Genomic DNA, 22,654 nt, shown 5'->3' on the forward strand with positions numbered 1-22,654 from the left:
CCCTCTCACCACCATCAATACGCTTTAAGTTTCTTTATTCTTTATTTTTAAATTTTTCATTGCAAATTGGAATCTATGGCAAAATCAAAATCATCCTACGTGTGCCAACAGTGTGGCGCAAACTTTGGTAAATGGTCGGGACAGTGTGCCGAATGTGGCGCATGGAATAGCCTTGTCGAAGCGCCGACGGTCAGCATGCCACATCATAAACCTGTCACCAAAAAAGCTAGCAACTACGCAGGCGAACAATCGAGCGTCATGCCACTTAATGCAGTGCCCATGTCGCTCGATACTAGGCTACCAACGGGTGTTGGTGAGTTTGATCGGGTGTTAGGCGGTGGCTTAGTGGCAGGTTCTGTGGTGCTGATTGGGGGTGATCCCGGTATTGGCAAATCCACTATCTTGCTACAGACGGCGATTCACATGGCAGAAAATCAAAGTCTAGCAGGAAGTGCGCTGTACATCACGGGTGAAGAATCGTTGTCACAGGTGGCGATGCGGGCTAGTCGTTTGGGACTACCCAATAACAACTTAAAAGTATTGGCAGAAACCAATGTTGAAATGATCTGCCAAGCCTTGACCCAAGAGCAACCAGCCGTCGCTATCATTGACTCCATTCAGACTTTGTTTACCGAAGCCATCCAATCCGCACCAGGCGGTGTCAGTCAAATCCGTGAATCAGCGGCGATTCTGACGCGCTATGCCAAGCAAACGGGTACAGCGTTATTTTTGGTTGGGCATGTGACCAAAGAAGGGGCGCTGGCAGGTCCTCGCGTGCTAGAACATATGGTAGATGCGGTACTGTATTTTGAAGGGCAATCGGACAGCCGTTTTCGAATGATTCGTGCGGTGAAAAATCGTTTTGGTGCCGTCAACGAGTTGGGCATTTTTGCCATGACGGATGCAGGACTCAAAGAAGTGGCAAATCCATCGGCGATATTTTTAAGTCGCTATGATAAACCGATTGCAGGCTCAGTGGTCATGGTTAGCCGTGAGGGTACCAGGCCGCTACTGGTTGAAGTACAAGCGCTGGTCGATGAATCTCAAGGACAACCTAGGCGCATGGCACTAGGTTTAGATTATCAGCGCTTAGCCATGTTGCTGGCAGTCATGCACCGCCATGGCGGTATCCAAACCAATGGGCAAGATGTGTATGTCAATGTGGTAGGCGGGGTCAAGGTGCTTGAAACCGGCTCAGATTTGGCGGTTTTATTGGCCTGTGCGTCTAGTATCAAGGAAAAGCCTTTGCCTTATACCCTGGCAGTATTTGGTGAAGTGGGCTTGTCGGGTGAAATCAGACCTGTTCCCAATGGTCAAGAGCGTCTAAAAGAAGCGGTGAAACATGGCTTTACCCATGCGATTGTACCCAAAGCCAATGCACCCAAAACGCAATTAGAGCAATATCAAGGTCTCAAAATCATTGCAGTTGAGCGACTAGACGATGCGATTGATAGCGCCTTTAATCATCTATAAATAAAGGAATCATCTATAAATAAAAGACATAAAAAAGCTGAAAAGTAACATTTCAGCTTTTTTATAATTGACTTTTTTATTCTACATCTGCGGCAAAATTAAAGTATTTGGATTGACTGCCAATGATTTTTTCAACTGCTTCAATCACTTCATCCACCACATCATCATACACGCCATAGTGAAGTTCATTGCGAAACGAGGTAAACGGGCTTTTACGTAGACCTGAACGCACTTCGGTAATACCACTTTTATGGTAAATAAAATCAACTTTACCATTGGTGTTTAGTACACAGCTTAACCGTCCATCTTTTACCATCATATCTACGCGCTCTGGCATAAAGATGTATTCATTGACATTTAACGTTTTGTCTTCGACAGCTTTCGTAACAAGCGATTTTAAATCAAACATAGTGACCTCAAAGTTTATCGTTTTTTATAATTAAAATTTAGGGAAAATAGCAGTATTGTCACTGCTTGCTTATCCAGTGTTATTATGAAGAATTAATTTATCACTGTGTGTAAAAAAATGGATAACTTATGTTATCCATCTTCATCTTGTTAAGGGCTAGCGTTTATTTAACTTATTCTATTTAACCCATCTTATTTAATTGGGCCCAGTTAAGTTAGCTCAAAATTAAGCTGTCATCTTCTACCACTTCGCCGCGGGTGCGTTCAAACATATTGAGTAAATCATGAACAGTCATGCCTTTGCGTTCATCGCCTGATACGTCTAGTACCACTTGCCCTTGGTGTAGCATGACGGTGCGCGTGCCGTGATTGAGCGCTTGCTGCATGGAGTGAGTGACCATCATGGTGGTGAGATTGTTTTCTTGGACGATTTTATCGGTCAGTTCCAAGACGAAAGCGGCGGTTTTTGGGTCAAGGGCAGCCGTGTGTTCATCGAGTAGTAAAATTTTTGACGGCTGCAGGGATGCCATTAATAGGCTAACCGCTTGGCGTTGCCCGCCTGATAATAAACCCATACGGTCAGTGAGTCGATTTTCTAACCCTAATTTTAAAATCGCCAGTTTTTCACGGAAAATTTCACGGTTTTTGTGATTCAATGCGCCTTTTAAAAAACGCGATTCGCCACGCTTGTAAGCAAGTGCCATGTTTTCTTCAATGGTTAAGGCTTCACAAGTACCTGCCATTGGGTCTTGGAAAACGCGTGCTACCCAATGTGCCCGTTGGTGGGCAGATTTTTTGGTCACGTCAATATTGTTTAAGGTAATTTTACCGCTATCGACCCGAATAGTGCCAGCGACGGCATTTAAAAACGTCGACTTACCTGCGCCGTTGGTACCAATGACCGTGACAAATTCACCCGCCTCAATACGCAGGCTGATACCACGTAAGGCAGGGTTTTCAATGGGCGTACCAGGATTGAAGGTCAATCGTAGGTTGTCTGCGTTCATCATAAGGCATTGTCCTTTTACTTTTACTTTATAAGTTGTTAAGTGCCAAAGTTAAAATCAACTCTTTGATACCAAGTTAAGCAGCATGCTTATGGCGATTGCTTAAAATTTTTGATTTGATTTTTGGTAGGATTAAAGCAACCACAACCAGTAGTGCGGTGACTAAGTTAACATCTTGAGGACCAAAACCAATCGCACGTAAAGTATCATTTGACAACGCAATTTGGATAAAGAATTTATAAAGAATCGCCCCGACAATAGCAGATAGGGTAATCCACAGCATTTTTTTGGCAGGAATGATGGTTTCACCAATGATAACGGCAGCAAGACCAATCACAATGGTACCAACACCAATGGAAATATCGGCACCGCCTTGGGTTTGCACAAAAATCGCACCAGCAAGCGCAATCAGCCCGTTAGAAATCGCCATCCCAAGCAAAATACTACGAGAGGTAGCAATCCCTTGAGCTTGTGACATTCTAAGGTTAGAGCCAGTTGCCCGCATTGCCAAGCCCATCTCAGTGCTAAAGAACCAATCCAAGAAAAACTTGGCAGCAATCACCACACCACCAATCACCACACAGCGCATCCAATAGCCATTACTATCGGTCACCAGTTCGCCAAATATCGTTGGCTCACCGAGCAATGCCAAGTTTGGCGCTTGCATAATACGCAAATTGACGGCATACAGCGCGACCATCACTAAAATACTGGAGAGCAGCTGTAAAATACCAAGTTTGACATGTAGCCAAGCCGTTACCAAACCTGCAACACCCCCAGCAAGCATACCAAAGATACAAGCCAGCCAAGGGTTGACATCCGCGATGATTGCCACGCCTGCGACAGCACCGCCTAAGGGAAAACTACCATCCGCGGTCAAATCTGGAAAATCTAACACCCGAAATGAAATGTATACGCCCAAAGCCACTAACGCATAGATTAGACCACTTTCTAGGGCACCAAATAAAGCAAGTAACGACATAACTGTTCACACAAAAAAGTAAAGACCGCTTGTTAATTTAACAAGCAGTCAGGTGTTAAGGTAAACCAAGTGGCATTAAGCGTAATGCGACTAAAGTACAAATACGCGCTTTGAAACTTTAGTTGCCACTGGGAAATTAAATTTGCAATCACATTAAAACAGCTAACATTAACGAATGATTTATTGTTTAGCTTTTGGCGCAGGTTCTACTTGTGCTGCCTGACTAATTAAATCTTGTGGCAGCGTAATACCGACTTCTTGCGCGTGTTTTGGGCTAAGGTATAAGTCAAGCTTATTCATCGTGATAGGCTTGATGGTACCTGGTTTCTCGCCTTTTAGGACGCGTCCAACGATTTTACCTGTTTCGATGCCTAAGTCTTTGTAGTTGATACCCATCGCCGCGACTGCACCACGGGCAACGGAGTCAGTATCGGACGCCACTAGAGGGACTTTGATTTCTTTAGCCGCTTGGTAAAGCGACTCATAAGCGGATACTACGTTGTTGTCAAGTGAGGTATAGATGAGCTGAACTTTACCTTGTAGACCGCGAGTTGCTTGCGGAATATCGGTAGTGCGCTGTGCAGGTGCCGCAACGATGCTAATACCCATAGGTTTAAATTTTGCTTCAAGCGCTTTCAGTACCACCGTTGAGTTGACTTCTCCGGGGCTGTATACATAGCCGACTGATTTGAGATTTGGTACCACTTTTTTCATCAGCTCAATCTGTGGCTCCAGTGGCAACATGTCTGATGCGCCTGTCACGTTGGTGCCAGAGGCTTCCCAAGATTTTATCAGTTTCGCTTCGACAGGGTCGGTAACCGCAGAGAAGATTACAGGAATTGAGTTGGTCGCTGCAATGACGGATTGCGCCGATGGGGTAGCAATGGCAACGATGGCATCGGGTTTATCCGCAGCAAATTGTTTGGCAATCTGACCGGCAGTCGCCGTATTGCCTTGGGCTGATTGGAAATTTACTTTAAGGTTTTGACCTTCTTTAAAGCCTTCGTTGCCAAGCTCTTCAATCACACCTTGACGAACGGCATCTAATGCTGGGTGCTCAACGATTGCTGTGATAGCAACAGACTTGGTATCGCCTGATGACGCAGCTGTCGTTGCGCTTGCTGTGCTTGCAGTACTGGCATCAGCTGTTTTATTGTTAGATTGGCTGCAGCCCAGCAGGCTTGCCATACAAATTCCACCTAGCATCATTGCTTTGGTTAAACGAGAAACACCAAATGTAGCGTTCAACATATATCACTCCAAAAATCCATCCATAGGGTAACAATTAAAAAGGTAATAAAAAGGTAAATATTAAAAAGGAAAATCTTACACTTCAATAACAATATCATACAGCATTGTTAAACATTATTTACATTTTATCAGCTAATTTTGCAGCCGCATAGCGTTATATACAGCGGTCAAGTTTGCCAACCATGATTAAAGCTTTGGGTAACTGGCCAAAAAGGCATTATCTGATAAATTGCTATAACATAAAAATCTGCCTTATTTCGCTAATGTATCATTTTTTAATAATAATTCGCTAAGTCATAAGCTAACTAATAAGTCATAGCGCATTGTTTTTAAGTAGAAAGAAAATTACCACAGCATTGTCATATTAAGTTACATTTTAATTTCATAATATAGCTTCATACAAAATTACTTATCCAACACAGATAAAGGTGTATGACAATGAAAAAATCGACATTATTAACTAGCTTACTTTTAGCGGGCTCGTTTATGGCTTCACCCGCTGTTTTTGCAGATCCTGGTCATGGTAAAGCTCAATATAAACAAGACAAAAACTGGAAACAGCAACAAAAACACTATAAAGATGACCGCAAAGAAAACCGACGCTACAACACAAACCATGATAGAGACCGCTACAGAGGCGATAATCGATACTACGATAGTCGCAGTGGTCGCTACCTAACCCACGAGCAGTATCGCCAATTGCCCCCAGGTCTACAAAAAAATGTCGCACGTGGTAAAGCGGTACCACCAGGCTGGGCAAAAAAGCTAGACAATCGTTATTACACTGTCAAGCGATATAATGACCGTAATGTTTATGTGTTAAATAACAATGTTTATCGCCAGGCAAAGGTTATCAGTCGCCCGCGTCCAGGTGAAGTGCGCCTACGTGTTGACAACCGCGTACTTGATGTGCTTGAAGCAACACGTGTTATTTTAAATGTGCTTTAAATGACGCATCGTTTCACTGCCCAGTTTGAAGAACCCGTCTATTTAGTTAGGCGGGTTTTTTCTTATTTACCCATAACAATTATTTGTCAATTTTTCGCTCGGGTGTAGTATCAACGTTAATCGCGCCTTTTAATAGTTCAGGATTTAGTGTTAAGCCTTGTGCTTGTGCATGTTTTGGGCTCACATATAAAGTTAATTGGTTCATCACTTCGGGTTTAACTTGAGTGACGGGTGTACCATCCAAAATTTTGCCTACCATTTTGCCTGTGGTACGTCCAAAGTCATAATCATTGACACCGAGTGCTGCCGTAGCGCCGCGGCGGACGCTAAACTCATCGGAGGCGATGATGGGAAGTTTTAACGCATTGGCTGATTGCACCATTGATTCAAATGCCGACGCCACATTATTGTCCATTGAGGTATAAATCAACTGGGCTTTGCCGCCAAGACTGTTAGTTGCCATGGCAATATCAGTGGGACGGTTGGCTGGGATATCCACTAAGTTCATGCCACGCTTTGGTAGCGCAATGCTGAGTTTATCTCGTAGCGCTACCGAATTCATCTCACCTGCACTAAACACATAGCCAATGGATTTGGCTGACGGCATGATTTTTTGCATAAAGTCAAGCTGCGGTGCTAGCGGTAATTGGCTGGATAAACCTGTGATGTTGGGCTGAGTCGGGGTGTTTTGTTGAGTAATGAGCTTGGCAGCGACAGGATCTGACACTGCTGTATAAACAATCGGTATCTCTTTGCTAGCGGCAGCCAACGACTGAGCAGTAGGGGTGGAGATTGCCACGATGGCATCAGGTTTATCAGCAACAAATTGCTTGGAGATTTGTCCTGCCGTTGCTGTATTGCCTTGTGCTGACTGAAAATTTACCGTCAGATTTTGCCCTTTGATATATCCTTCAGCAGCCAATTCATCAAGGATACCTTGGCGAATGGCGTCGAGCGATGGGTGCGCCACAATCGCAGAAATGGCGATGGTTTTATTGGGTTTTTGGCTGGCAGTGGCTGAGGGTTTGCTATACGTGTCTGCAGCTTGCGCGGGTGGTTTCTGAGGTGAGCAGGCGGCTAAAGATAAACCAAGAAGGGCGCAGATAGCGGATAATTGACCGCGTGTGAATGACAACATAGTATTCCCCAATCATCAAAATTGTTTTGTGAGCAGAGTATATCATTTCAACGTACTAGTTTGCTATAACATAAATGAAAGTTTGCTATCCTCTATACATATTATACATAAGTTTTTTTATTGTTTAGCGGTTTTTATGAACATTAGTCTTTTAAAAAAATGTTGTAAATATTGCTGTCTGAGTAGGTTTAATTACATAAAGCGCTTAATGGAAACAAAAAGACCTTAATTGAAACATAAAGAATCAAAATAATTGGATATTTCATGAAATTGTCATAATAAAATGGTATGAAAATCTTTCGATATCTTTTAGAATACAACTTCTACTCGCAGCATTATTTATCTTTTTTAAACGATTCGTTGCAGCGTTGATTAAGTTAAACATGTCTGTGCTTAGTAAAGGTAAATGATTCACAGATGGAATCATCGTACACTAACTCAACAAGGAGGCTATATGAACTCATCAAACTTGATGGCAGGCGTATTAGTAGTTGGTGCTATTCTACCTTCGGCTGAAGCACCCCATTATTGCCAATATAATAAGTCAGCTAATCCGGTTAGAGCCAATCGAAAATCTATACCTGTTCGCATTAGCGTTAGCAAAAGCGACCGTTAATCGGACTACATTATCGATTTTTTGATATTTAGGATAGCTTAATAAAAAAACCGCTGGTAATCATCAGCGGTTTTTTTATATTTTGACAAAGAATATGTCAAAATGTTTCAAATTATAGCCATCAACCTCAGTTAAGCCGATTAAGCAAGGGTTGCACCCGCAGGGATATGATCATCTAAAGTAACAACCGTCAATTGACCGGCTTTTTCAGCCGATAAAATCATACCTTCAGAAGTACCAAACTTCATTTTTCGTGGCGCAAGGTTGGTAACGCAGACCACAGTTTTGCCCACCAATTGTTCAGGGTTATAAAATTTAGCAATACCGCTAAATACATTGCGCGTTTTCACATTGCCCTGCGCATCTGTCTCACCCACATCTAGGGTAAATTGCAGCAATTTATCTGCACCTTCCACGTTGTTGCAGGCTAGCACTTTTGCTACGGTCATCGTGACTTTGGCGAAGTCATCGATGCCAATCAATGCTGTATCGCCAGTGGATTGTTCACTAGCGGCGGCTTTGGCTTTGCTCGTGCCCGCTTGCCCATTTGCTGGTTGATTGGCGATAGCAGGCTGCTTGTTTAAATCTTCTTTTGAAGCGTCCACCATCGCAGCAACTTTATCTTTGTCAACACGCTGCATCAATGGGGTAAAGGCGTTGATGGTATGCCCGACCAATAACGCATGACGGCTATCAAAATCTAGGCTGTCAACATTGAGAAAAATTCGTGCTTTTTCACACATCAATGGCAATACAGGGGCAAGATAAACCACCAATTGACGGAAGATATTAAGCGCGACGGTACACACCGCTTGTACTTCGGCTTGTTGACCTTCGACTTTGTTGAGTGCCCACGGTTTTTTGTCATCGATGTACTCATTGGCTTTGTCTGCACACGCCATAATGAGACGCATGGCTTTGCTAAATTCGCGCGCTTCATAAGCGGCAGCGATGTCTTCGCCCGCATCAATGATTTGTTGCACCAGAGCAGGCTCGCTGATTGTCAGTGCCAGTTTGCTACCATGATTTTTATGGATAAATCCTGCACAGCGGCTAGCGATATTGACAACTTTACCCACCAAGTCTGAATTGACTTTTTGCATGAAGTCTTCAAGATCCAGATTGATATCTTCGACACTGGCTGATAATTTGCTAGCAAAGTAGTAACGCAAGTATTCAGGGTCAAGGTTTTGTAAGTAGGTATCGGCTTTGATAAAGGTGCCGCGAGATTTACTCATTTTCTCGCCATTGACGGTCAAAAAGCCATGCGCGTTGATGGCAGTGGGGGTTCTAAATCCTGCGCCTTCAAGCATGGCTGGCCAAAACAGGGCATGGAAATACACAATATCTTTACCGATAAAGTGATAAACTTCGGTGTTGTGATGATTTTCTTTTGACCAATAGTCATCAAAATTTAAGCCTAACTGCGCACCTTGTTGGTCACACAAGTTTTTGAAACTTGCCATATAACCAACAGGCGCATCGAGCCACACATAAAAATACTTGTCTGGTTCACTGGCTGGGATGTTTGGGATTTTAAAGCCAAAATACGGCGCATCGCGGCTGATATCCCAGTTGGCAAGACCTGCATCAAACCATTCTTGTAATTTGTTGGCGATAGAGGTCTGCAGGCGACCTTCTTTACGCGTCCAATCCTGCAAAAATTCGCTAAAGTTTGGCAGATTAAAGAAATAATGGATGGATGATTTTAAAACAGGCGTTGCACCTGAAAGCGTTGAGTAAGGATTTTTAAGTTCGGTGGCATTGTAGGTCGTGCCGCAGACTTCGCAGTTGTCGCCGTATTGGTCTTTTGCGCCGCATTTTGGGCATTCGCCTTTGACAAAACGGTCTGCCAAAAACAAGCCTTTTTCTGGGTCATACAGCTGTTCAACTGCTTTGTGCGAGATATGACCGTTTTCATACAAGCGATTATAAATCAGCTGTGAGTATTGCTCATTCTCAGGGCTATGGGTTGAGTAGTAGTTGTCAAAATCAACCAAAAATCCCGCAAAATCTTTTTCATGGGAGGCTTTGACATCGGCAATTTGCTCTTCAGGGGTGACGCCGTTGGCTTCTGCTTTAAGCATAATCGCTGTGCCATGGGCATCATCGGCACACACATAGGTCGCTTGATGACCCAGTGATTTCATGGCGCGTACCCAAATATCGGTCTGGATGTACTCAACCAAATGCCCCAAATGAATCGGACCATTGGCATACGGCAGGGCGCTAGTAACTAAAATTTTTCTCACAATACACCTGTTATTGATTTGTTTAAAAAAACGTTATTATTGCTGTATGATAGCTTAAATCGCATCATTTCCCAACCAATGGGCATCAATCAAACAAGAAAAATTACTTTTCACACAGATATGTTCAATCTATCACTGTGAAAATTGGCAATAAACCCCACTTAACAGTGGTTAAAATCGTTAAAATAACAACATTGGGGTAAGCAACTATCATGTTCAACTTTATCAAACCAAAAACCGTGGCAACAGTTGATGAGTCCACGCTTAATCAGTTATTTGATGAATATCATGTCAATAACCAGCCAATTCGCCAGTATATCAAAGGGTTTAAACAGCAAGGTAATACTCTGACATTGGATTTGCGCTTGCCCGATGACTGCAATCCTGAACAAATCCATCATGATTTGAGCCAAAAGCTGCATATCCATGGGGTCAGTGAAGTGAATATGAATATTACCTTGTTTGACAGCGCTACTGCGCCAAAACCTACGACCAAAGGCAGTGGCTCAACCCTACCCAAAACTACCAATGCCATGCCACCTGTCACTCAGGCCGCGCCACAAAGTGACAAATTAGTCACAGAAACCCCTGAACCTGCGATTGCCAAAAAAGCCACCACCCAAGCAGAATTAACACCGCATCCACGTATCCAGCATATTATTGTGGTGGCTTCGGGCAAAGGCGGCGTTGGTAAATCGACGACGACGGTGAATATCGCCTTAGCGCTGCAAAAACTGGGCAAACGCGTGGGCGTGCTGGATGCCGATATCTACGGCCCGAGTATTCCAAGTATGCTTGGCGTGGCAGGTCAGCAGCCGCAGCTGGAGCATGAGCAATTCGTACCGATTGCAGCGCAAGGCATGCCGATGCTATCCATCGGTAGCTTATTGAGCGATGACACTACCCCGGTTGCTTGGCGCGGTGCCAAAGCCACAGGCGCACTGATGCAGCTTTACAATCAAACCAACTGGCCAAATCTGGATTATTTGGTGATTGATATGCCACCTGGAACGGGGGATATTCAGTTGACGCTCGCCCAGCGCATTCCTGTGACCGGTGCGGTGATTGTGACCACACCGCAGCATATCGCCTTGCTAGATGCGCAAAAAGGCATTGAGATGTTCCGCAAAACCCATATCCCTGTGCTCGGCGTGGTAGAAAATATGGCGCTGCATACTTGTAGCAGCTGTGGGCATACCGAAGCGATTTTTGGCGAAGGCGGCGGCGATAAAATGGCAGCACAGTATCAAGTGCCGCTGCTGGGGCAGTTACCACTGGCAAAAGGCATCCGCGAGCAAGCCGATAAAGGAGAGCCATCCGTCATTGCCAATCAAGGCGCAGGCGATGAATTTGCCGACTATTATCTCAATATCGCTAAAAATATCGAAGCCAATATCGCCAAATTTGCCAAAACGCATGATAATAATCGGATTTTTTAAATTGAAATCTGATAGTCAATGCGAGCGTATTTGAAAAATTACAAGCCTGTTTTCATGTTAAAATTCAAACAGGTTTTAAAATAATATAAGCCCCAATTAACCATGTCTTCAATTCAATTAGATGAGTTATGCAAAAAACGCTATTTAAAATTGCTAAAATGGATTGCCCATCTGAAGAGCAAATGATTCGGATGGCATTAGCGCCCAATACCCGAATTCACTCGCTAGCCTTTGATATTGCCAATCGTCAGATGACAGTAATTCACGAAGGCGATGCTGCAGTGATATTGCAGCAACTACAGCCGCTAAATTTTGACAGTTCGATCATTGGCTCGGAACTCACCCAAGTGACTGATGCAGCCAATAGCAAAACTAGCAACGATCACCAACAAAGCAAATTGTTATGGCAAGTGCTTGCTATTAACTTGCTGTTCTTTATCATAGAATCCGTGAGTGGTTGGCTAAGCGGCTCGATGGGATTAGTCGCTGATAGTCTAGATATGCTTGCCGATAGCTTCGTATATGGGTTAGCGTTGTTTGCCGTGGGTCATTCGCTGCAAACCAAACAGCTGACTGCTAAGGTCGCAGGTGTGTTGCAGTTACTGCTTGCTGTAGCGGGATTGGTGGAAGTGGTGCGTCGATTTTTAGGTGCAGAGACGATACCAAATTTTGCGATGATGATAGGTATCTCGATGTTGGCGTTACTCGGTAATGCTTTATGTCTATATCTACTTCAGAAAAGTAGAAGTGAAGACGTACATATGCAAGCCAGTATGATATTCACGTCCAATGATGTGATTGTCAACTTAGGTGTCATCTTGACTGGGGTGTTAACGTGGTTTACCCAGTCGCGCTATCCCGATCTGTTGATTGGTCTCTTGGTCTTTGCCTTGGTCGCCAGTGGCGCGGTTAAAATTTTACGTTTGTCTAACAATTAATCTTGCAAGTAGCTTTGAAAGTAGTGTTTTAAGTAATTTTTCAAGTAAGCATGCAATCAATCTGACGAAAATAATTTAGACCAACAATTTAGTTAAATCCAAATTAGCAAAGTTTACATCGGTTTTAAGATGATAAAATTGGTTAAACGTCGCTTGATAGCCACTGCTGACATTGTCAAGCGTCACAGGGACACCAAGTGGAAAATTAATCCGTCTTGCTACATGCCCAAATGGAAAATCGGTATACACAGGTAATCCTGTCGTTTGCTGAATCGTGCGGATGACGGTATCAAAGGTGTAATCGCCATTGTAAGCATCACTGATACCGCTAAAATTAAATTTGCCCAGCACAATCGCTTGCTGTTTTGCCACAATACCTGATAACACCAAGGTTTGTAGCATACGCTCGATACGGTACGGCTGCTCACCGGTATCTTCCAAAAATAAAATCCCGTTGTCGACAGTTGGCATATACGGCGTGCCTACCATGGCAGATAACACGCTAAGATTACCGCCCCATAAGATGCCTTTTATCGGCTTAGCCAAAGGACGCGCAGTGTCACGATAAAGCTGAGCTTCTGGCACTTGGATACGTAGCTGGTTTTGGGTACAAAGGTTGATAAAACTTTGGATGGTATCGGTATTTACCGCTGTTTTGCCAAAGTCACTACTGAGCATTGCCCCTGCTACATAAGGGAGATGACCTTTGGCGTACATGGCAAGTTGCAATGCAGTAAAATCACTAAATCCCATCAGCAGTGTGCCGCGATCTTTGAGTTTTTGGGTCAGCGTTCGCCACTGGTGATCACTTAGTTTGTTGAGCAAACGCATCGCGCCATAGCCGCCCCGCACGCCGAGTAATATCTTGGGCAGCTCATGTACAGGTCGATTAAGTAACGCGGTAATATCGCCCAAGCGCTCACTGTCTGAACCTGCAAAGCGCAAATAACGTCGGCTAATCACTTCGGGATTGTCGATATAAAATCCCGCTTGGGTGAGTCGGTGAATCGCCAGTAAGTTACGCTGTTCATCACTGCCAAATCCCGATGGTGCTACCAGATGGAGGTGGACGCCGCGACCTTTGAGTGCTTCACAATTGGCTTTGATGGTCGCAAAGTCCCATTGGGGCCATTGGGGATTAATGGGCACTGTTTCCATGAGCGTATTGCCATTGGGCATAGCGCTTAGCTCGCCAAAAGCCATGTTATCAGCATCATTGTTTGACCCATACCGCTGTGAAGGTTGGCTAATCACTTGCCCGCCAATGGTCAAATCCGCTTTTGCACCCGTTACCGTCGCTGCCGATAGCGCTATCCCTGTTTTTAGCAGTCGGCGCCGCGTTAAGCCAGCCAAGTGGGTGGTAGTCATGGGGGCGTGAGTATTCGCCGTTTTTTGAGACATTTTATTATCCAAACAAATTCATCGACTTACAAAAAATCATGGTTCAACTAATCGGGTATGTTTAATCCGGTAGATTCATCTTATTGTTGGTATCTGCCGAAATACCATAGTAAAAGACCCCTGTCGCCACCAAACTCGATACCAACACAAACATCATATCAAGCGCAGCTTTGTGCATAACATATAAATTCAATAGCGCAAAGACCACGAGCGCGACCACAAAAAAAATTGCCGCGTATTGCCATTTTTTATCAGTTGGGATGGCGGCGTCTTTGTAGTGAAAATGACGGATACTAAAGCCACTAGTGTATGCCACTAAGCCTAGCACTAACCATGCAAAAAAATTCATCGCTTATTCTCTATTAATCGTTTGGGTTAAAATTTGGATGAGACGTATTAACTCAAGCATCAAATCAAGCAGCAAACCAAGCTCATCAAGTCAAGCAGCAACTCAGGTGATTACAGTTTGGTGGTTTGCTCGCATGCCACTTTATAGACAGTATTGCTACCTTTGTAGATATAACCCAGATAGGGACTGTCAAATTGCGGGTTTAGGCTTGCAAAACTATCGGTGATTTTGGCGAGCACGAACACGCGGTCGGGACGGGCAATGATTTTTTCTAAGTATTGATGTTCATCGGCTTTGATGTCAAAGTATTTTTGTATATCTGGGCTGTCAGTGGCGATGACTTGCATGGCTTCAGGCTTGTCCCAGTTTTTGCTGGGGTCGTTAAACTCGCGCATTTGCATGGCATAGTTGTCACCATTTTTGATGATTTTGATTTGGGCAGGTTCTGTATGGCTGACTGTGTAACAGCCCACAAACACATCATCGCTAGCGGCAGGTTGTGATAACGCTGGCGACTGTTTTGCGCCATCGCTGCTAGTCGTTGCAGGCGATTGGGGCTTGTTACAAGCCGCCAAATTTAGGCTTAGCGCACAGACCATAGCCATACCCACCTTGGTCAACATAGCTGACACGCGCGCACGAGATTTTTTTTGCATAGACGTCCTTTAAACCTGCAGATAGCAACTATAAGCGGTTATTATAGACGTTTTGGCATGGCTTTTTATGCTTTTTTTTCTTATACTGAGGGCTGTTTTTTTGATTGTTTTGCTGTTTCATATGGGTTGTTATCTATGTCAAATCATGCCTTAACGCCCCTTGTGGGTCGAACCCTTGCTTACACTGATGGCGCCTGTCGTGGCAATCCTGGTAAAGGGGGCTTTGGTGCTGTGGTGATTTTACCTACCGGTGAGCAAATTGATATTTGCGGGGGTGAGGCGCATACCACCAACAACCGCATGGAGCTGATGGGTGCGATTGCCGCACTGGAAAGCAGCCCAAAAACGTTACCGATTCAAATCTGGTCAGACTCTAGCTATGTCATCAAAGGCATCAGCGAATGGCTGGCAGGGTGGAAAAAGAAACATTGGAAAAATGTCAAAAATGTGGAATTATGGCAGCGACTTGATAAGCTGTGCGAGCAGCGACAAATTGACTGGCAATGGGTCAAAGGACATGCCGGTCATGATGGCAATGAGTATGCCGATAAGCTTGCAAACCAAGGCATTGACCAACTGCCCAAAACCTTTAACAAAGTGATTAAAAATCCACCCAATCCTATCACTGATTTAGATGTTAAATCGGATTTTAGTGATAAAAACCCTGATTTTGATGATAAAAAAAAAGACCCGCCCATGAACCCAATGTCAACCGATAACAACCCAGTCCTCAATCACTCAGAGTCAACCCGTGATTTTAGCGATACGTCTTTTGATGACGCGCAAGACCTAGAGTTTGCCGACAGTGAGATAATGGGGGATATCTTTTTGCAGGCACTTGACGGTGAGCCAGCCCCAAGCACTACTCACACAAACACTATTCAAATAAGCAAGGCTCAAACCAGCCATACTCAAGCTAGCCATACTCAAACCAGCATCGATGTATCAACTCAGTCATCGTTAGGGGGAAAGCCGACCCAATCGCCAACAAGTGCTAACCCACATTTTGCGGTGTTCACCAACCCACAAGGGCAATTTGTCGCGCAAGATGACAGCTTGATTGCTCAGCGTCCCGTGTTTAACGGTATTACCAGTCAGCCCAATCCGACCTTTATACCTTTATTACCCATCGCCAAACACAAAGGGACTGCTAATCGGCAGCTGATTCTCGATACTGAGACCACAGGGTTTGAAGCGCAAAATGGTGACCGTATCATTGAGGTCGGTATCGTTGAGATGATTAATCGACGTTTTACCGGTGAAAAACTGCATGTCTATATCAACCCAAAAATTGAGATGGGTGAGGAAGTCATTCGCGTTCATGGCATTCACAATGCGTTTTTAAATGATATGCCTGTATTTGAGCAAGTCGGTGAAGCGATTTATGATTTTTTGCAAGGCGCAGAACTCATCGCGCATAATGCAGGGTTTGACATGAGCTTTTTGCAAGCTGAGTTTGCGCGCCTTGGCTTGCCTGATATCAACCAAACCGTCACCGTGACAGACAGCCTTGCCATCGCCAAACGCATGTTCGCAGGGCAGCGCAATACTTTGGATGCGCTGGTAAAACGTCTCAATGTCGGTAAACAAGACCGTACCTTCCACGGGGCGTTACTCGATGCCGAGATTTTAGCGGAAGTGTATCTGGCGATGACTGGCGGACAGGTTGCGTTAGCCATCGATGATGAGGTCGGCGGCGGTGTCGGCGGCGCAACTGAGCATCAGCGTTTTAGCACGACTATCAAGCGCTTCTTGGCAAGTAGCGAGGCTGAGCAGGCGCATCTAGAGTGGCTTAATGCCTTAAAAGATAACAACCCACAGCTGGCTGAAAACTGGGCGAGTGTTTAACAATAAACAATGCCTTATTAAATTTTGTAAAAGCATTTCTTTGATGGGCAAAATTTCATGATAGAGTGTAATTATTGTGCGGGTGTTAACACTTTGACATAGACACTGGCATAGGGACGTCTTACAATAATCAGCAATAAGCGTAGCTGTCATTTTACCTTTATCAACTTAAAGTCATTTTGGATAAAAAAACATGAGTCTGCCAAGTCCTAACTCACAAAAACTAACGGCCACCAATTTTGATTTGCCTTCATTGCATTTATTAAGACCTGAGATTGCCGTGACGCTACACGATGCCGAGATGCATTTAAGTGAGTTTAATGACGACAGTAGTCAAGCGCCTTTGCTACTTGATTCCGTGGATACCTTGGCGCAATTGGCAAAAGTATTGCGGTTGATTCAATTAGAGGAAGGGTATGAACTTGCCAATAGTCTATCGGCAGGACTGCAAAAACTCTATGACGAGCGTGACCAAGCCAACCGTGACAAAGCTGGCAATGATATGATAATGGATGTGTCAGAAGGCATCATGACATTGGCGCGTTATATCGAGTTTGTATTACTTAAAGAGACCATTGAACCTTCGTTGTTGTTGCCGATTATCAATCAACTTCACAGCGATTTGAATCAGCCAGCGCTGCAGCTATCAGACTTAACTGGCCACAAAAACAGCAGCATCGCGATTGCCAACCCGGAACAAAATTACCAACCGTTAACATCACTCGGCATTGACCCAAAAAAATTAGTGGAAGCTTATCGCGCAGGCCTGAGCGTGGCGCTCACCGCACAAAGCAATCAATTATCGCCTAAAGAGCGAGACAAACTCAAAGCCATGCAAGCTGCGTGTGAAATGGTTTCAAAACGTACCGATAGTTTGTTTTGGCATGCTGCTGATGCGGCGGTATCAGATTTGGCAGGGGTGTTACCGCTTAGTAACCTGCAAAAGCGTGCGCTGATTTTTGTTGAACAACAATTTAATGACTATCTGCCTGTCAATGATTCTCGTTTTGCTGATTTGGTGCAGTTTGCCAGCTCAAGAGATAGCCAGCTTGCCTTGCAAGTTCAGCACAAATTCTCAGCCAATACCTTAAACGAAACCCAGTTAACAGCCATGCGTCGCTTCTTATTTGGCCCTGACTGTGAAGCGACTAGTACGCTCAACCACATCATCCAGCAAGAAATTGACTTGATTAAATCTGCCAGTGACAGTTATGCCCGCCAAGTTAACCTCAATTCAAGTACAGATGAGATTGATAGCATGGCCCAGCGTTTGCATGATTTAAGTAATGTGTTTAAAACCTTAAATTTAAATGAGGTTAGTGCGGCGCTGAATCAACAAACTGGCAAAGTAAAAACTTGGACGCAGCCAACGCCTAATGATTTTGATGAATTGCTTGGCACTTTAATGATGGCGGAAAATGCGGCGATTAACCTGGCAAAATCACATACCCCGGGTGCGGTGATATTGCCTGTGTACAACCAAACAATTTCGCTACATCAAATCGAAACGGCTCACAACACGCTCGTCCAAGAAAGCCGTACCGCGATTGCCACCATTGAAACTGCGCTCAATAATTATCTAAATGACGCCGACAAAGATATTCTACATATCACGCCTGTGCCTGATATGATGCGCGCTATCTCGGGTGCTTGCTTATTTTTAAACTTACCTCGACAAAGCCAACTGCTCAAACGCGCTGCCACAGTGCTACAAAACTTAATCGAGCAAAGTGATTGCAGGTTGTCAGAGTATCAGCTTGCTAGCATTGCCGATATTGTGATGTCAGCAGATTATTATCTAGAAAGTCTTGAAACGAACAAACCCGCAGGCAACCATGCAATGTATGTCGGCTATCGCAGCTTACAACACATGCTTGTGGCCTAGGGTAATTTGGTAACCAACATGACCACATTACACCATTATTTGCTTATTTGTGATAACGATAAGTTCGCTTGTATAGGCGGACTTCCTTTTTTTTATCCTTGTGAGGATATGCCCGCTCAGGCCGTTAAAGTGAGCACCGATGAGGTAGGCAACAGTATTTATGCCATTGCCCATCAAGATATCGACTTGTCACAATTGCCAGAAGAGATTACAGGACAGATTGAGTTTCTGCGCTTTCGACATCTGATTGGCAGCCTTGATGCGCTACAAACCAGCCAATTAGCCAAAGCCATGCAGTTGTTGCGCTGGCGTCAAGATCATCAATTTTGTAGCCGCTGTGGTACGCCCACGGAGTTACACCCCATTGAAAATGCCACCGTTTGCCCTAGCTGCCATTATCACCAATATCCCAGAGTACAGCCTTGTATCATCACCGCCATCATCAAAACCACCGAAGAAAAACCGCAGATTTTGTTGGCGCATCATCTACGGGCGACCGATAGCAAAATGTATACCGTGCTGGCAGGTTTTGTGGAAGTCGGTGAGAGCTTAGAGCAATGCGTGCATCGTGAAGTGATGGAAGAGGTAGGGTTATCTGTCAGCAATTTGCGCTATTTTGGCAGCCAACCGTGGCCTTTTCCCAGCAATTTAATGGTAGGCTTTATTGCAGAGTACCAAAGTGGCGATATCACCATAGATAACAATGAGCTGATGGATGCACAATTTTTTGATGTAGATAGCTTAAATGAAAACGGCCCTATCATCCCGCCAAAAGGCACGATTGCTTACCAACTGATCGAATGGGTCAAACAGCATTACCAATCTTAAACGGATTGATTAAATGATTTGTCTTCATTATTTGTCTTGATGATTTGTATTAATAGGTTATAGGCGAAATAGGCATGAGCTATGGTAAAATACACATTGATGATTATAGTGAATAAAAATTGAGCCATGTCTGATAGCCAACCTGTTTTTAAGGTACCCAATCTATTTAATAATTTAAACCTAAATAGCCTAAGTATCGAGCATCAACGATTAATACAACAAATCGACCAAGTCCTGCCGCAAACCCAATGCGGGCTATGCGGTCATCCTGAAGGCTGTCTGCCGTATGCCACCGCCATTGTCACACTGGGCGAATCGCATAACCAATGCGTGCCCGGGGGACAATCAGTCACCGACCAAATCGGCAAGTTGCTTGGGCGTATACCGCTAACGGCTGAAGCCTCAAAATGGCAAACCGATCCCGCTACCAATCGTCCAATGGAAATGCGGGCCATCATTCGAGAAGAGGATTGCATTGGCTGTACCAAATGTATTCCTGCGTGTCCTGTCGATGCCATTATTGGCTCAGGCAAGCGTATGCACACCATTTTTACCGACCTATGCACAGGCTGTGAGCTGTGTTTGCCGCCCTGTCCAGTGGACTGCATCGAGCTGGTACCCTTCACACGGTTGATGGATGACGCGACAAGGCAAACCGAGCAAGACGGATTACGCGCGCGCTATTACGCCCACCTTGACCGTATCGAACGCCAAGTCAATGACAACACCAATGCCAAACCTGTGGTCAGTATGGTACAAGCCAAACTCAATGATATCAAAGTCGATATCGATGCAGCAGCGGCTAAAAACGCCATCGAAGCGGCAAAACTACGTACCCAAATCAAAAAATTAGAAAAACAACTTGCCGTACGCGCTGATGACAATAAACAAGCCTTGGTGCAAGCCTTGCAGCAGCAACTTGCGACACTGCCATAACCTAAAGAGTGCATGATGGTTGCCAACATCAAACCAAAAATCCAAGTGCCCAAAACCGCAGAGACGCCGCCCTCACGGCGCATGCCCAATAAAAACGTGTTGCCGTTTTTCCAAAAACTAGCCGCAGCTATTGAAAAACCAGAGACGGAACTGGAATATCAGAGCAACTTTGAATTGTTGATCGCGGTCATACTGTCGGCACAAGCCACCGATGTCAGTGTCAATCTGGCTACCCGCAAACTATATGCCGTTGCCAATACCCCGCAAGCAATTTTGGATTTGGGTGAAGCTGGGCTAAAAAGTTATATCAAAACCATTGGGCTATATAATAGCAAAGCCAAAAATGTGATGAAATGCTGTCAAGACTTGGTGGATAAATTTGCTAGCGAAGTGCCGCAAACCCGCCACGAGCTTGAAAGCCTAGCAGGGGTAGGGCGAAAAACCGCCAATGTGGTGCTCAACACCGCCTTTGGGCAGCCCACTATGGCAGTGGATACCCATATTTTTCGTGTCGGCAATCGCACAGGCTTGGCAACGGGTAAAAACGTGCGAGAAGTGGAAGATAAACTCATCGCACGAATACCACAGGATTATATATTAGACGCGCACCATTATTTGATTTTGCATGGGCGTTATACTTGTAAAGCTAGAAGTCCCGAATGTGGCAAATGCCCAGTGTATGACGAATGTATGTTTAAAGACAAAGCCAAGTTTATTGAAAAGTAAGTGCATTTAAATTGACACAGGATGTTAAACGACCAATTTTTTTAATTCCAAACTTGCCTATGGATATTCATAATTTCCTAGAAGTTGAGACGGGAAAAAATAGAGAAAACCAACAGACTTTGCTATAATCGACCCACTTTTAGGCTACTTTTTTACAAGCAGTTTTATAAACAACTTTACTAACAAAAAGGAAAAACTCATGGCAGATTTTAACCAAATTCTTGATGCGGGCGATGTTGATGGCGGCGTGATTAACGTAGTTATCGAAATTCCAGCGGGTTCAAACAACAAAATCGAATGGAACCGTAAACTTGGCGTGATGCAACTTGACCGCGTAGAGCCACAATTATTTGCCAAACCAACCAACTATGGTTTTATCCCACAAACCCTTGACGAAGATGGCGACGAATTAGACGCACTAATCATCACTGACACCCCGCTACCAACAGGCATCTTTATCGAAGCCAAAGTCATTGGCGTGATGAAATTTGTCGATGATGGTGAAGTGGATGATAAAGTGGTCGTCGTACCTGCCGATGACCGCAACAACGGTAACGCTATCAATACCCTAGCAGATTTACCACAGCAACTGATTAAGCAAATCGAGTTCCATTTTAATCACTATAAAGATTTGAAAAAAGCGGGCACAACCAAAGTTGAAAGCTGGGGCGATATCGAAGAAGCCAAAGCGGTAATCAAAGAATCACAAGAACGTTGGAAAAAGCAATAATTTTACGCAATAGTTGTGTTGGTAAAAAACCTTTTCATTTGATGTGGAAAGGTTTTCTTTTTTTGGGTATATTCTATGATAGTCTCTTTGCAGAAATTTATATTAATTCTATAAATTGACGCAATAAATTATATACAAAAATCAGTAGTTTATTTTTATAAGAGGTTCATTTGATATGTCCCTACTAGAACTAGTTGAATATGGTCAAGACCCTGATAGTACAATTATGGGTTATGGTCGTAGCTATTTTAAAGCTGCGGAAAAATTGCGAGAATGCCTTGATGAGTATGGGGATTATATTTTCCCTATCGCCATGTTATCAGCTTTTTCAGTAGAACTATACTTTAAGGGGCTATATGCTGAAGTAAAAGAATCCTATGGTAAGGGAGAAAATACGGGTGTCAAAAAATTTTCAGAATATTCAAGTGATGAATTCAAAGAAAATTGGCAAGTAAAAGGTAGTATGCTTGGTAATGAAATAGAATCTTTAAACAAAGGTAATCATGACTTACTAAGATTATTTGAAAATTTAGAGAAAACGAAACCTAGGGTTTATAACAATTTGCTCGAACAATATCAAAAACATTTGAAAAGAGAATTACTAGATGATTTGAAGGAATGTAAAGATATTTTCAAAGATGGCAGATATCCTTATGAAACATTATCCAATGAAGCATTTGAGGGTGTATGTAATAAACAAAAGAAAGAAAAGATTGTCATAGCAAATTTTAATGAGATTTATTACTTAGCAAAATTTCTTTATACAGATGCAAAGCCATATGAAAATTAAAGTTGTCATTTGGATAAAATGATTGGATTCGCTAATAGATAAAAATAAGGATT

21 protein-coding genes are annotated in these 22,654 nt (G+C 43.8%); 12 read left to right on the forward strand and 9 right to left on the reverse strand.

Annotation, left to right across the window (positions count from 1 at the left end; all coding sequences use genetic code 11):
* Positions 1-75 precede the first annotated feature (75 nt).
* Positions 76-1,473: a DNA repair protein RadA gene (gene radA / locus RT422_RS01125; protein ID WP_050324120.1), complete on the forward strand. Its 1,398-nt coding sequence runs from the start codon at positions 76-78 to the stop codon at positions 1,471-1,473.
* 76 nt (positions 1,474-1,549) lie between these two features.
* Here the strand turns inward: radA and RT422_RS01130 are convergent, their stop codons facing one another.
* The 4 genes from RT422_RS01130 to RT422_RS01145 all read right to left on the reverse strand — a co-directional run bounded on the left by RT422_RS01130 (position 1,550) and on the right by RT422_RS01145 (position 5,079).
* Positions 1,550-1,882 carry a hypothetical protein gene (locus RT422_RS01130; protein ID WP_159676071.1) on the reverse strand — a complete coding sequence of 111 codons (333 nt, stop codon included), beginning with the start codon at positions 1,880-1,882 and terminating at the stop codon, positions 1,550-1,552.
* A gap of 214 nt (positions 1,883-2,096) precedes the next feature.
* Positions 2,097-2,891 carry an ABC transporter ATP-binding protein gene (locus RT422_RS01135; RefSeq protein ID WP_036593505.1) on the reverse strand — a complete coding sequence of 265 codons (795 nt, stop codon included), beginning with the start codon at positions 2,889-2,891 and terminating at the stop codon, positions 2,097-2,099.
* A 73-nt stretch (positions 2,892-2,964) separates the two neighbouring features.
* Complete coding sequence (locus RT422_RS01140; RefSeq protein WP_313420953.1) at positions 2,965-3,870, reverse strand: ABC transporter permease; 906 nt, start codon at positions 3,868-3,870, stop codon at positions 2,965-2,967.
* Between the two features lie 180 nt (positions 3,871-4,050).
* Positions 4,051-5,079 carry an ABC transporter substrate-binding protein gene (locus RT422_RS01145; RefSeq protein ID WP_409520104.1) on the reverse strand — a complete coding sequence of 343 codons (1,029 nt, stop codon included), beginning with the start codon at positions 5,077-5,079 and terminating at the stop codon, positions 4,051-4,053.
* Between the two features lie 480 nt (positions 5,080-5,559).
* Between RT422_RS01145 and RT422_RS01150 the strand changes: the two genes are divergently transcribed.
* Entirely contained in the window at positions 5,560-6,069 is a 510-nt protein-coding gene (locus RT422_RS01150; RefSeq protein ID WP_313420954.1) for a hypothetical protein, read from the forward strand.
* 79 nt (positions 6,070-6,148) lie between these two features.
* Here RT422_RS01150 and RT422_RS01155 read toward each other — a convergent pair whose 3' ends face one another.
* Positions 6,149-7,207 (reverse strand): ABC transporter substrate-binding protein, encoded by a 1,059-nt coding sequence (locus RT422_RS01155; protein WP_313420956.1) that lies wholly within the window; start codon positions 7,205-7,207, stop codon positions 6,149-6,151.
* Positions 7,208-7,661: 454 nt separating this feature from the next.
* Between RT422_RS01155 and RT422_RS01160 the strand changes: the two genes are divergently transcribed.
* Entirely contained in the window at positions 7,662-7,823 is a 162-nt protein-coding gene (locus RT422_RS01160; protein ID WP_007116336.1) for a hypothetical protein, read from the forward strand.
* A 140-nt stretch (positions 7,824-7,963) separates the two neighbouring features.
* Here the strand turns inward: RT422_RS01160 and metG are convergent, their stop codons facing one another.
* On the reverse strand, positions 7,964-10,075 hold the full coding sequence (gene metG / locus RT422_RS01165; RefSeq protein ID WP_313420958.1) for a methionine--tRNA ligase: 2,112 nt from the start codon (positions 10,073-10,075) through the stop codon (positions 7,964-7,966).
* A 212-nt stretch (positions 10,076-10,287) separates the two neighbouring features.
* Between metG and apbC the strand changes: the two genes are divergently transcribed.
* Complete coding sequence (apbC, locus tag RT422_RS01170) at positions 10,288-11,514, forward strand: iron-sulfur cluster carrier protein ApbC (RefSeq protein WP_313420959.1); 1,227 nt, start codon at positions 10,288-10,290, stop codon at positions 11,512-11,514.
* 128 nt (positions 11,515-11,642) lie between these two features.
* The gene (locus tag RT422_RS01175) at positions 11,643-12,452 is read left to right on the forward strand and encodes a cation diffusion facilitator family transporter (protein WP_313420961.1); all 810 of its coding nucleotides are present in this window, start codon (positions 11,643-11,645) and stop codon (positions 12,450-12,452) included.
* Positions 12,453-12,527: 75 nt separating this feature from the next.
* Here the strand turns inward: RT422_RS01175 and RT422_RS01180 are convergent, their stop codons facing one another.
* The 3 genes from RT422_RS01180 to RT422_RS01190 all read right to left on the reverse strand — a co-directional run bounded on the left by RT422_RS01180 (position 12,528) and on the right by RT422_RS01190 (position 14,858).
* Positions 12,528-13,853: an LD-carboxypeptidase gene (locus RT422_RS01180; RefSeq protein WP_313420963.1), complete on the reverse strand. Its 1,326-nt coding sequence runs from the start codon at positions 13,851-13,853 to the stop codon at positions 12,528-12,530.
* A 61-nt stretch (positions 13,854-13,914) separates the two neighbouring features.
* The gene (locus RT422_RS01185) at positions 13,915-14,202 is read right to left on the reverse strand and encodes a hypothetical protein (protein ID WP_095355681.1); all 288 of its coding nucleotides are present in this window, start codon (positions 14,200-14,202) and stop codon (positions 13,915-13,917) included.
* Between the two features lie 110 nt (positions 14,203-14,312).
* Entirely contained in the window at positions 14,313-14,858 is a 546-nt protein-coding gene (locus RT422_RS01190; RefSeq protein ID WP_313420965.1) for a hypothetical protein, read from the reverse strand.
* Between the two features lie 135 nt (positions 14,859-14,993).
* Here RT422_RS01190 and dnaQ point away from each other — a divergent pair, with 135 nt between their 5' ends.
* From dnaQ to RT422_RS01225, 7 genes are all read left to right on the forward strand, one after another.
* Positions 14,994-16,706: a DNA polymerase III subunit epsilon gene (dnaQ, locus tag RT422_RS01195; RefSeq protein WP_239741824.1), complete on the forward strand. Its 1,713-nt coding sequence runs from the start codon at positions 14,994-14,996 to the stop codon at positions 16,704-16,706.
* Between the two features lie 193 nt (positions 16,707-16,899).
* On the forward strand, positions 16,900-18,591 hold the full coding sequence (locus tag RT422_RS01200) for a hypothetical protein (RefSeq protein ID WP_203171663.1): 1,692 nt from the start codon (positions 16,900-16,902) through the stop codon (positions 18,589-18,591).
* 18 nt (positions 18,592-18,609) lie between these two features.
* A complete protein-coding gene (gene nudC / locus RT422_RS01205; RefSeq protein WP_313420967.1) occupies positions 18,610-19,419 on the forward strand; it encodes an NAD(+) diphosphatase in 810 nt (269 codons plus the stop codon).
* 126 nt (positions 19,420-19,545) lie between these two features.
* Positions 19,546-20,355: an RnfABCDGE type electron transport complex subunit B gene (locus RT422_RS01210; RefSeq protein WP_050324131.1), complete on the forward strand. Its 810-nt coding sequence runs from the start codon at positions 19,546-19,548 to the stop codon at positions 20,353-20,355.
* 81 nt (positions 20,356-20,436) lie between these two features.
* A complete protein-coding gene (gene nth, locus RT422_RS01215; RefSeq protein WP_050324508.1) occupies positions 20,437-21,081 on the forward strand; it encodes an endonuclease III in 645 nt (214 codons plus the stop codon).
* A 199-nt stretch (positions 21,082-21,280) separates the two neighbouring features.
* Positions 21,281-21,811 carry an inorganic diphosphatase gene (locus RT422_RS01220; protein WP_050324132.1) on the forward strand — a complete coding sequence of 177 codons (531 nt, stop codon included), beginning with the start codon at positions 21,281-21,283 and terminating at the stop codon, positions 21,809-21,811.
* 175 nt (positions 21,812-21,986) lie between these two features.
* Positions 21,987-22,601, forward strand: a complete 615-nt coding sequence (locus tag RT422_RS01225; protein ID WP_313420968.1) for a hypothetical protein — start codon at positions 21,987-21,989, stop codon at positions 22,599-22,601.
* Positions 22,602-22,654 lie beyond the last annotated feature (53 nt).

The sequence above is a fragment of the Moraxella sp. CTOTU49803 genome, assembly GCF_032097965.1.
GTDB classification, from domain to species: domain Bacteria; phylum Pseudomonadota; class Gammaproteobacteria; order Pseudomonadales; family Moraxellaceae; genus Faucicola; species Faucicola tetraodonis.

Bases quoted from the DNA above. Each gene is read 5' to 3' on its own strand.
- radA (WP_050324120.1), top strand. From the start codon at position 76: ATGGCAAAATCAAAATCATCCTACGTGTGCCAACAGTGTGGCGCAAAC.
- RT422_RS01130 (WP_159676071.1), bottom strand. From the start codon at position 1,882: ATGTTTGATTTAAAATCGCTTGTTACGAAAGCTGTCGAAGACAAAACG.
- RT422_RS01135 (WP_036593505.1), bottom strand. From the start codon at position 2,891: ATGATGAACGCAGACAACCTACGATTGACCTTCAATCCTGGTACGCCC.
- RT422_RS01140 (WP_313420953.1), bottom strand. From the start codon at position 3,870: ATGTCGTTACTTGCTTTATTTGGTGCCCTAGAAAGTGGTCTAATCTAT.
- RT422_RS01145 (WP_409520104.1), bottom strand. From the start codon at position 5,079: ATGATGCTAGGTGGAATTTGTATGGCAAGCCTGCTGGGCTGCAGCCAA.
- RT422_RS01150 (WP_313420954.1), top strand. From the start codon at position 5,560: ATGAAAAAATCGACATTATTAACTAGCTTACTTTTAGCGGGCTCGTTT.
- RT422_RS01155 (WP_313420956.1), bottom strand. From the start codon at position 7,207: ATGTTGTCATTCACACGCGGTCAATTATCCGCTATCTGCGCCCTTCTT.
- RT422_RS01160 (WP_007116336.1), top strand. From the start codon at position 7,662: ATGAACTCATCAAACTTGATGGCAGGCGTATTAGTAGTTGGTGCTATT.
- apbC (WP_313420959.1), top strand. From the start codon at position 10,288: ATGTTCAACTTTATCAAACCAAAAACCGTGGCAACAGTTGATGAGTCC.
- RT422_RS01175 (WP_313420961.1), top strand. From the start codon at position 11,643: ATGCAAAAAACGCTATTTAAAATTGCTAAAATGGATTGCCCATCTGAA.
- RT422_RS01180 (WP_313420963.1), bottom strand. From the start codon at position 13,853: ATGTCTCAAAAAACGGCGAATACTCACGCCCCCATGACTACCACCCAC.
- RT422_RS01185 (WP_095355681.1), bottom strand. From the start codon at position 14,202: ATGAATTTTTTTGCATGGTTAGTGCTAGGCTTAGTGGCATACACTAGT.
- RT422_RS01190 (WP_313420965.1), bottom strand. From the start codon at position 14,858: ATGCAAAAAAAATCTCGTGCGCGCGTGTCAGCTATGTTGACCAAGGTG.
- dnaQ (WP_239741824.1), top strand. From the start codon at position 14,994: ATGTCAAATCATGCCTTAACGCCCCTTGTGGGTCGAACCCTTGCTTAC.
- RT422_RS01200 (WP_203171663.1), top strand. From the start codon at position 16,900: ATGAGTCTGCCAAGTCCTAACTCACAAAAACTAACGGCCACCAATTTT.
- nudC (WP_313420967.1), top strand. From the start codon at position 18,610: ATGACCACATTACACCATTATTTGCTTATTTGTGATAACGATAAGTTC.
- RT422_RS01210 (WP_050324131.1), top strand. From the start codon at position 19,546: ATGTCTGATAGCCAACCTGTTTTTAAGGTACCCAATCTATTTAATAAT.
- nth (WP_050324508.1), top strand. From the start codon at position 20,437: ATGCCCAATAAAAACGTGTTGCCGTTTTTCCAAAAACTAGCCGCAGCT.
- RT422_RS01220 (WP_050324132.1), top strand. From the start codon at position 21,281: ATGGCAGATTTTAACCAAATTCTTGATGCGGGCGATGTTGATGGCGGC.
- RT422_RS01225 (WP_313420968.1), top strand. From the start codon at position 21,987: ATGTCCCTACTAGAACTAGTTGAATATGGTCAAGACCCTGATAGTACA.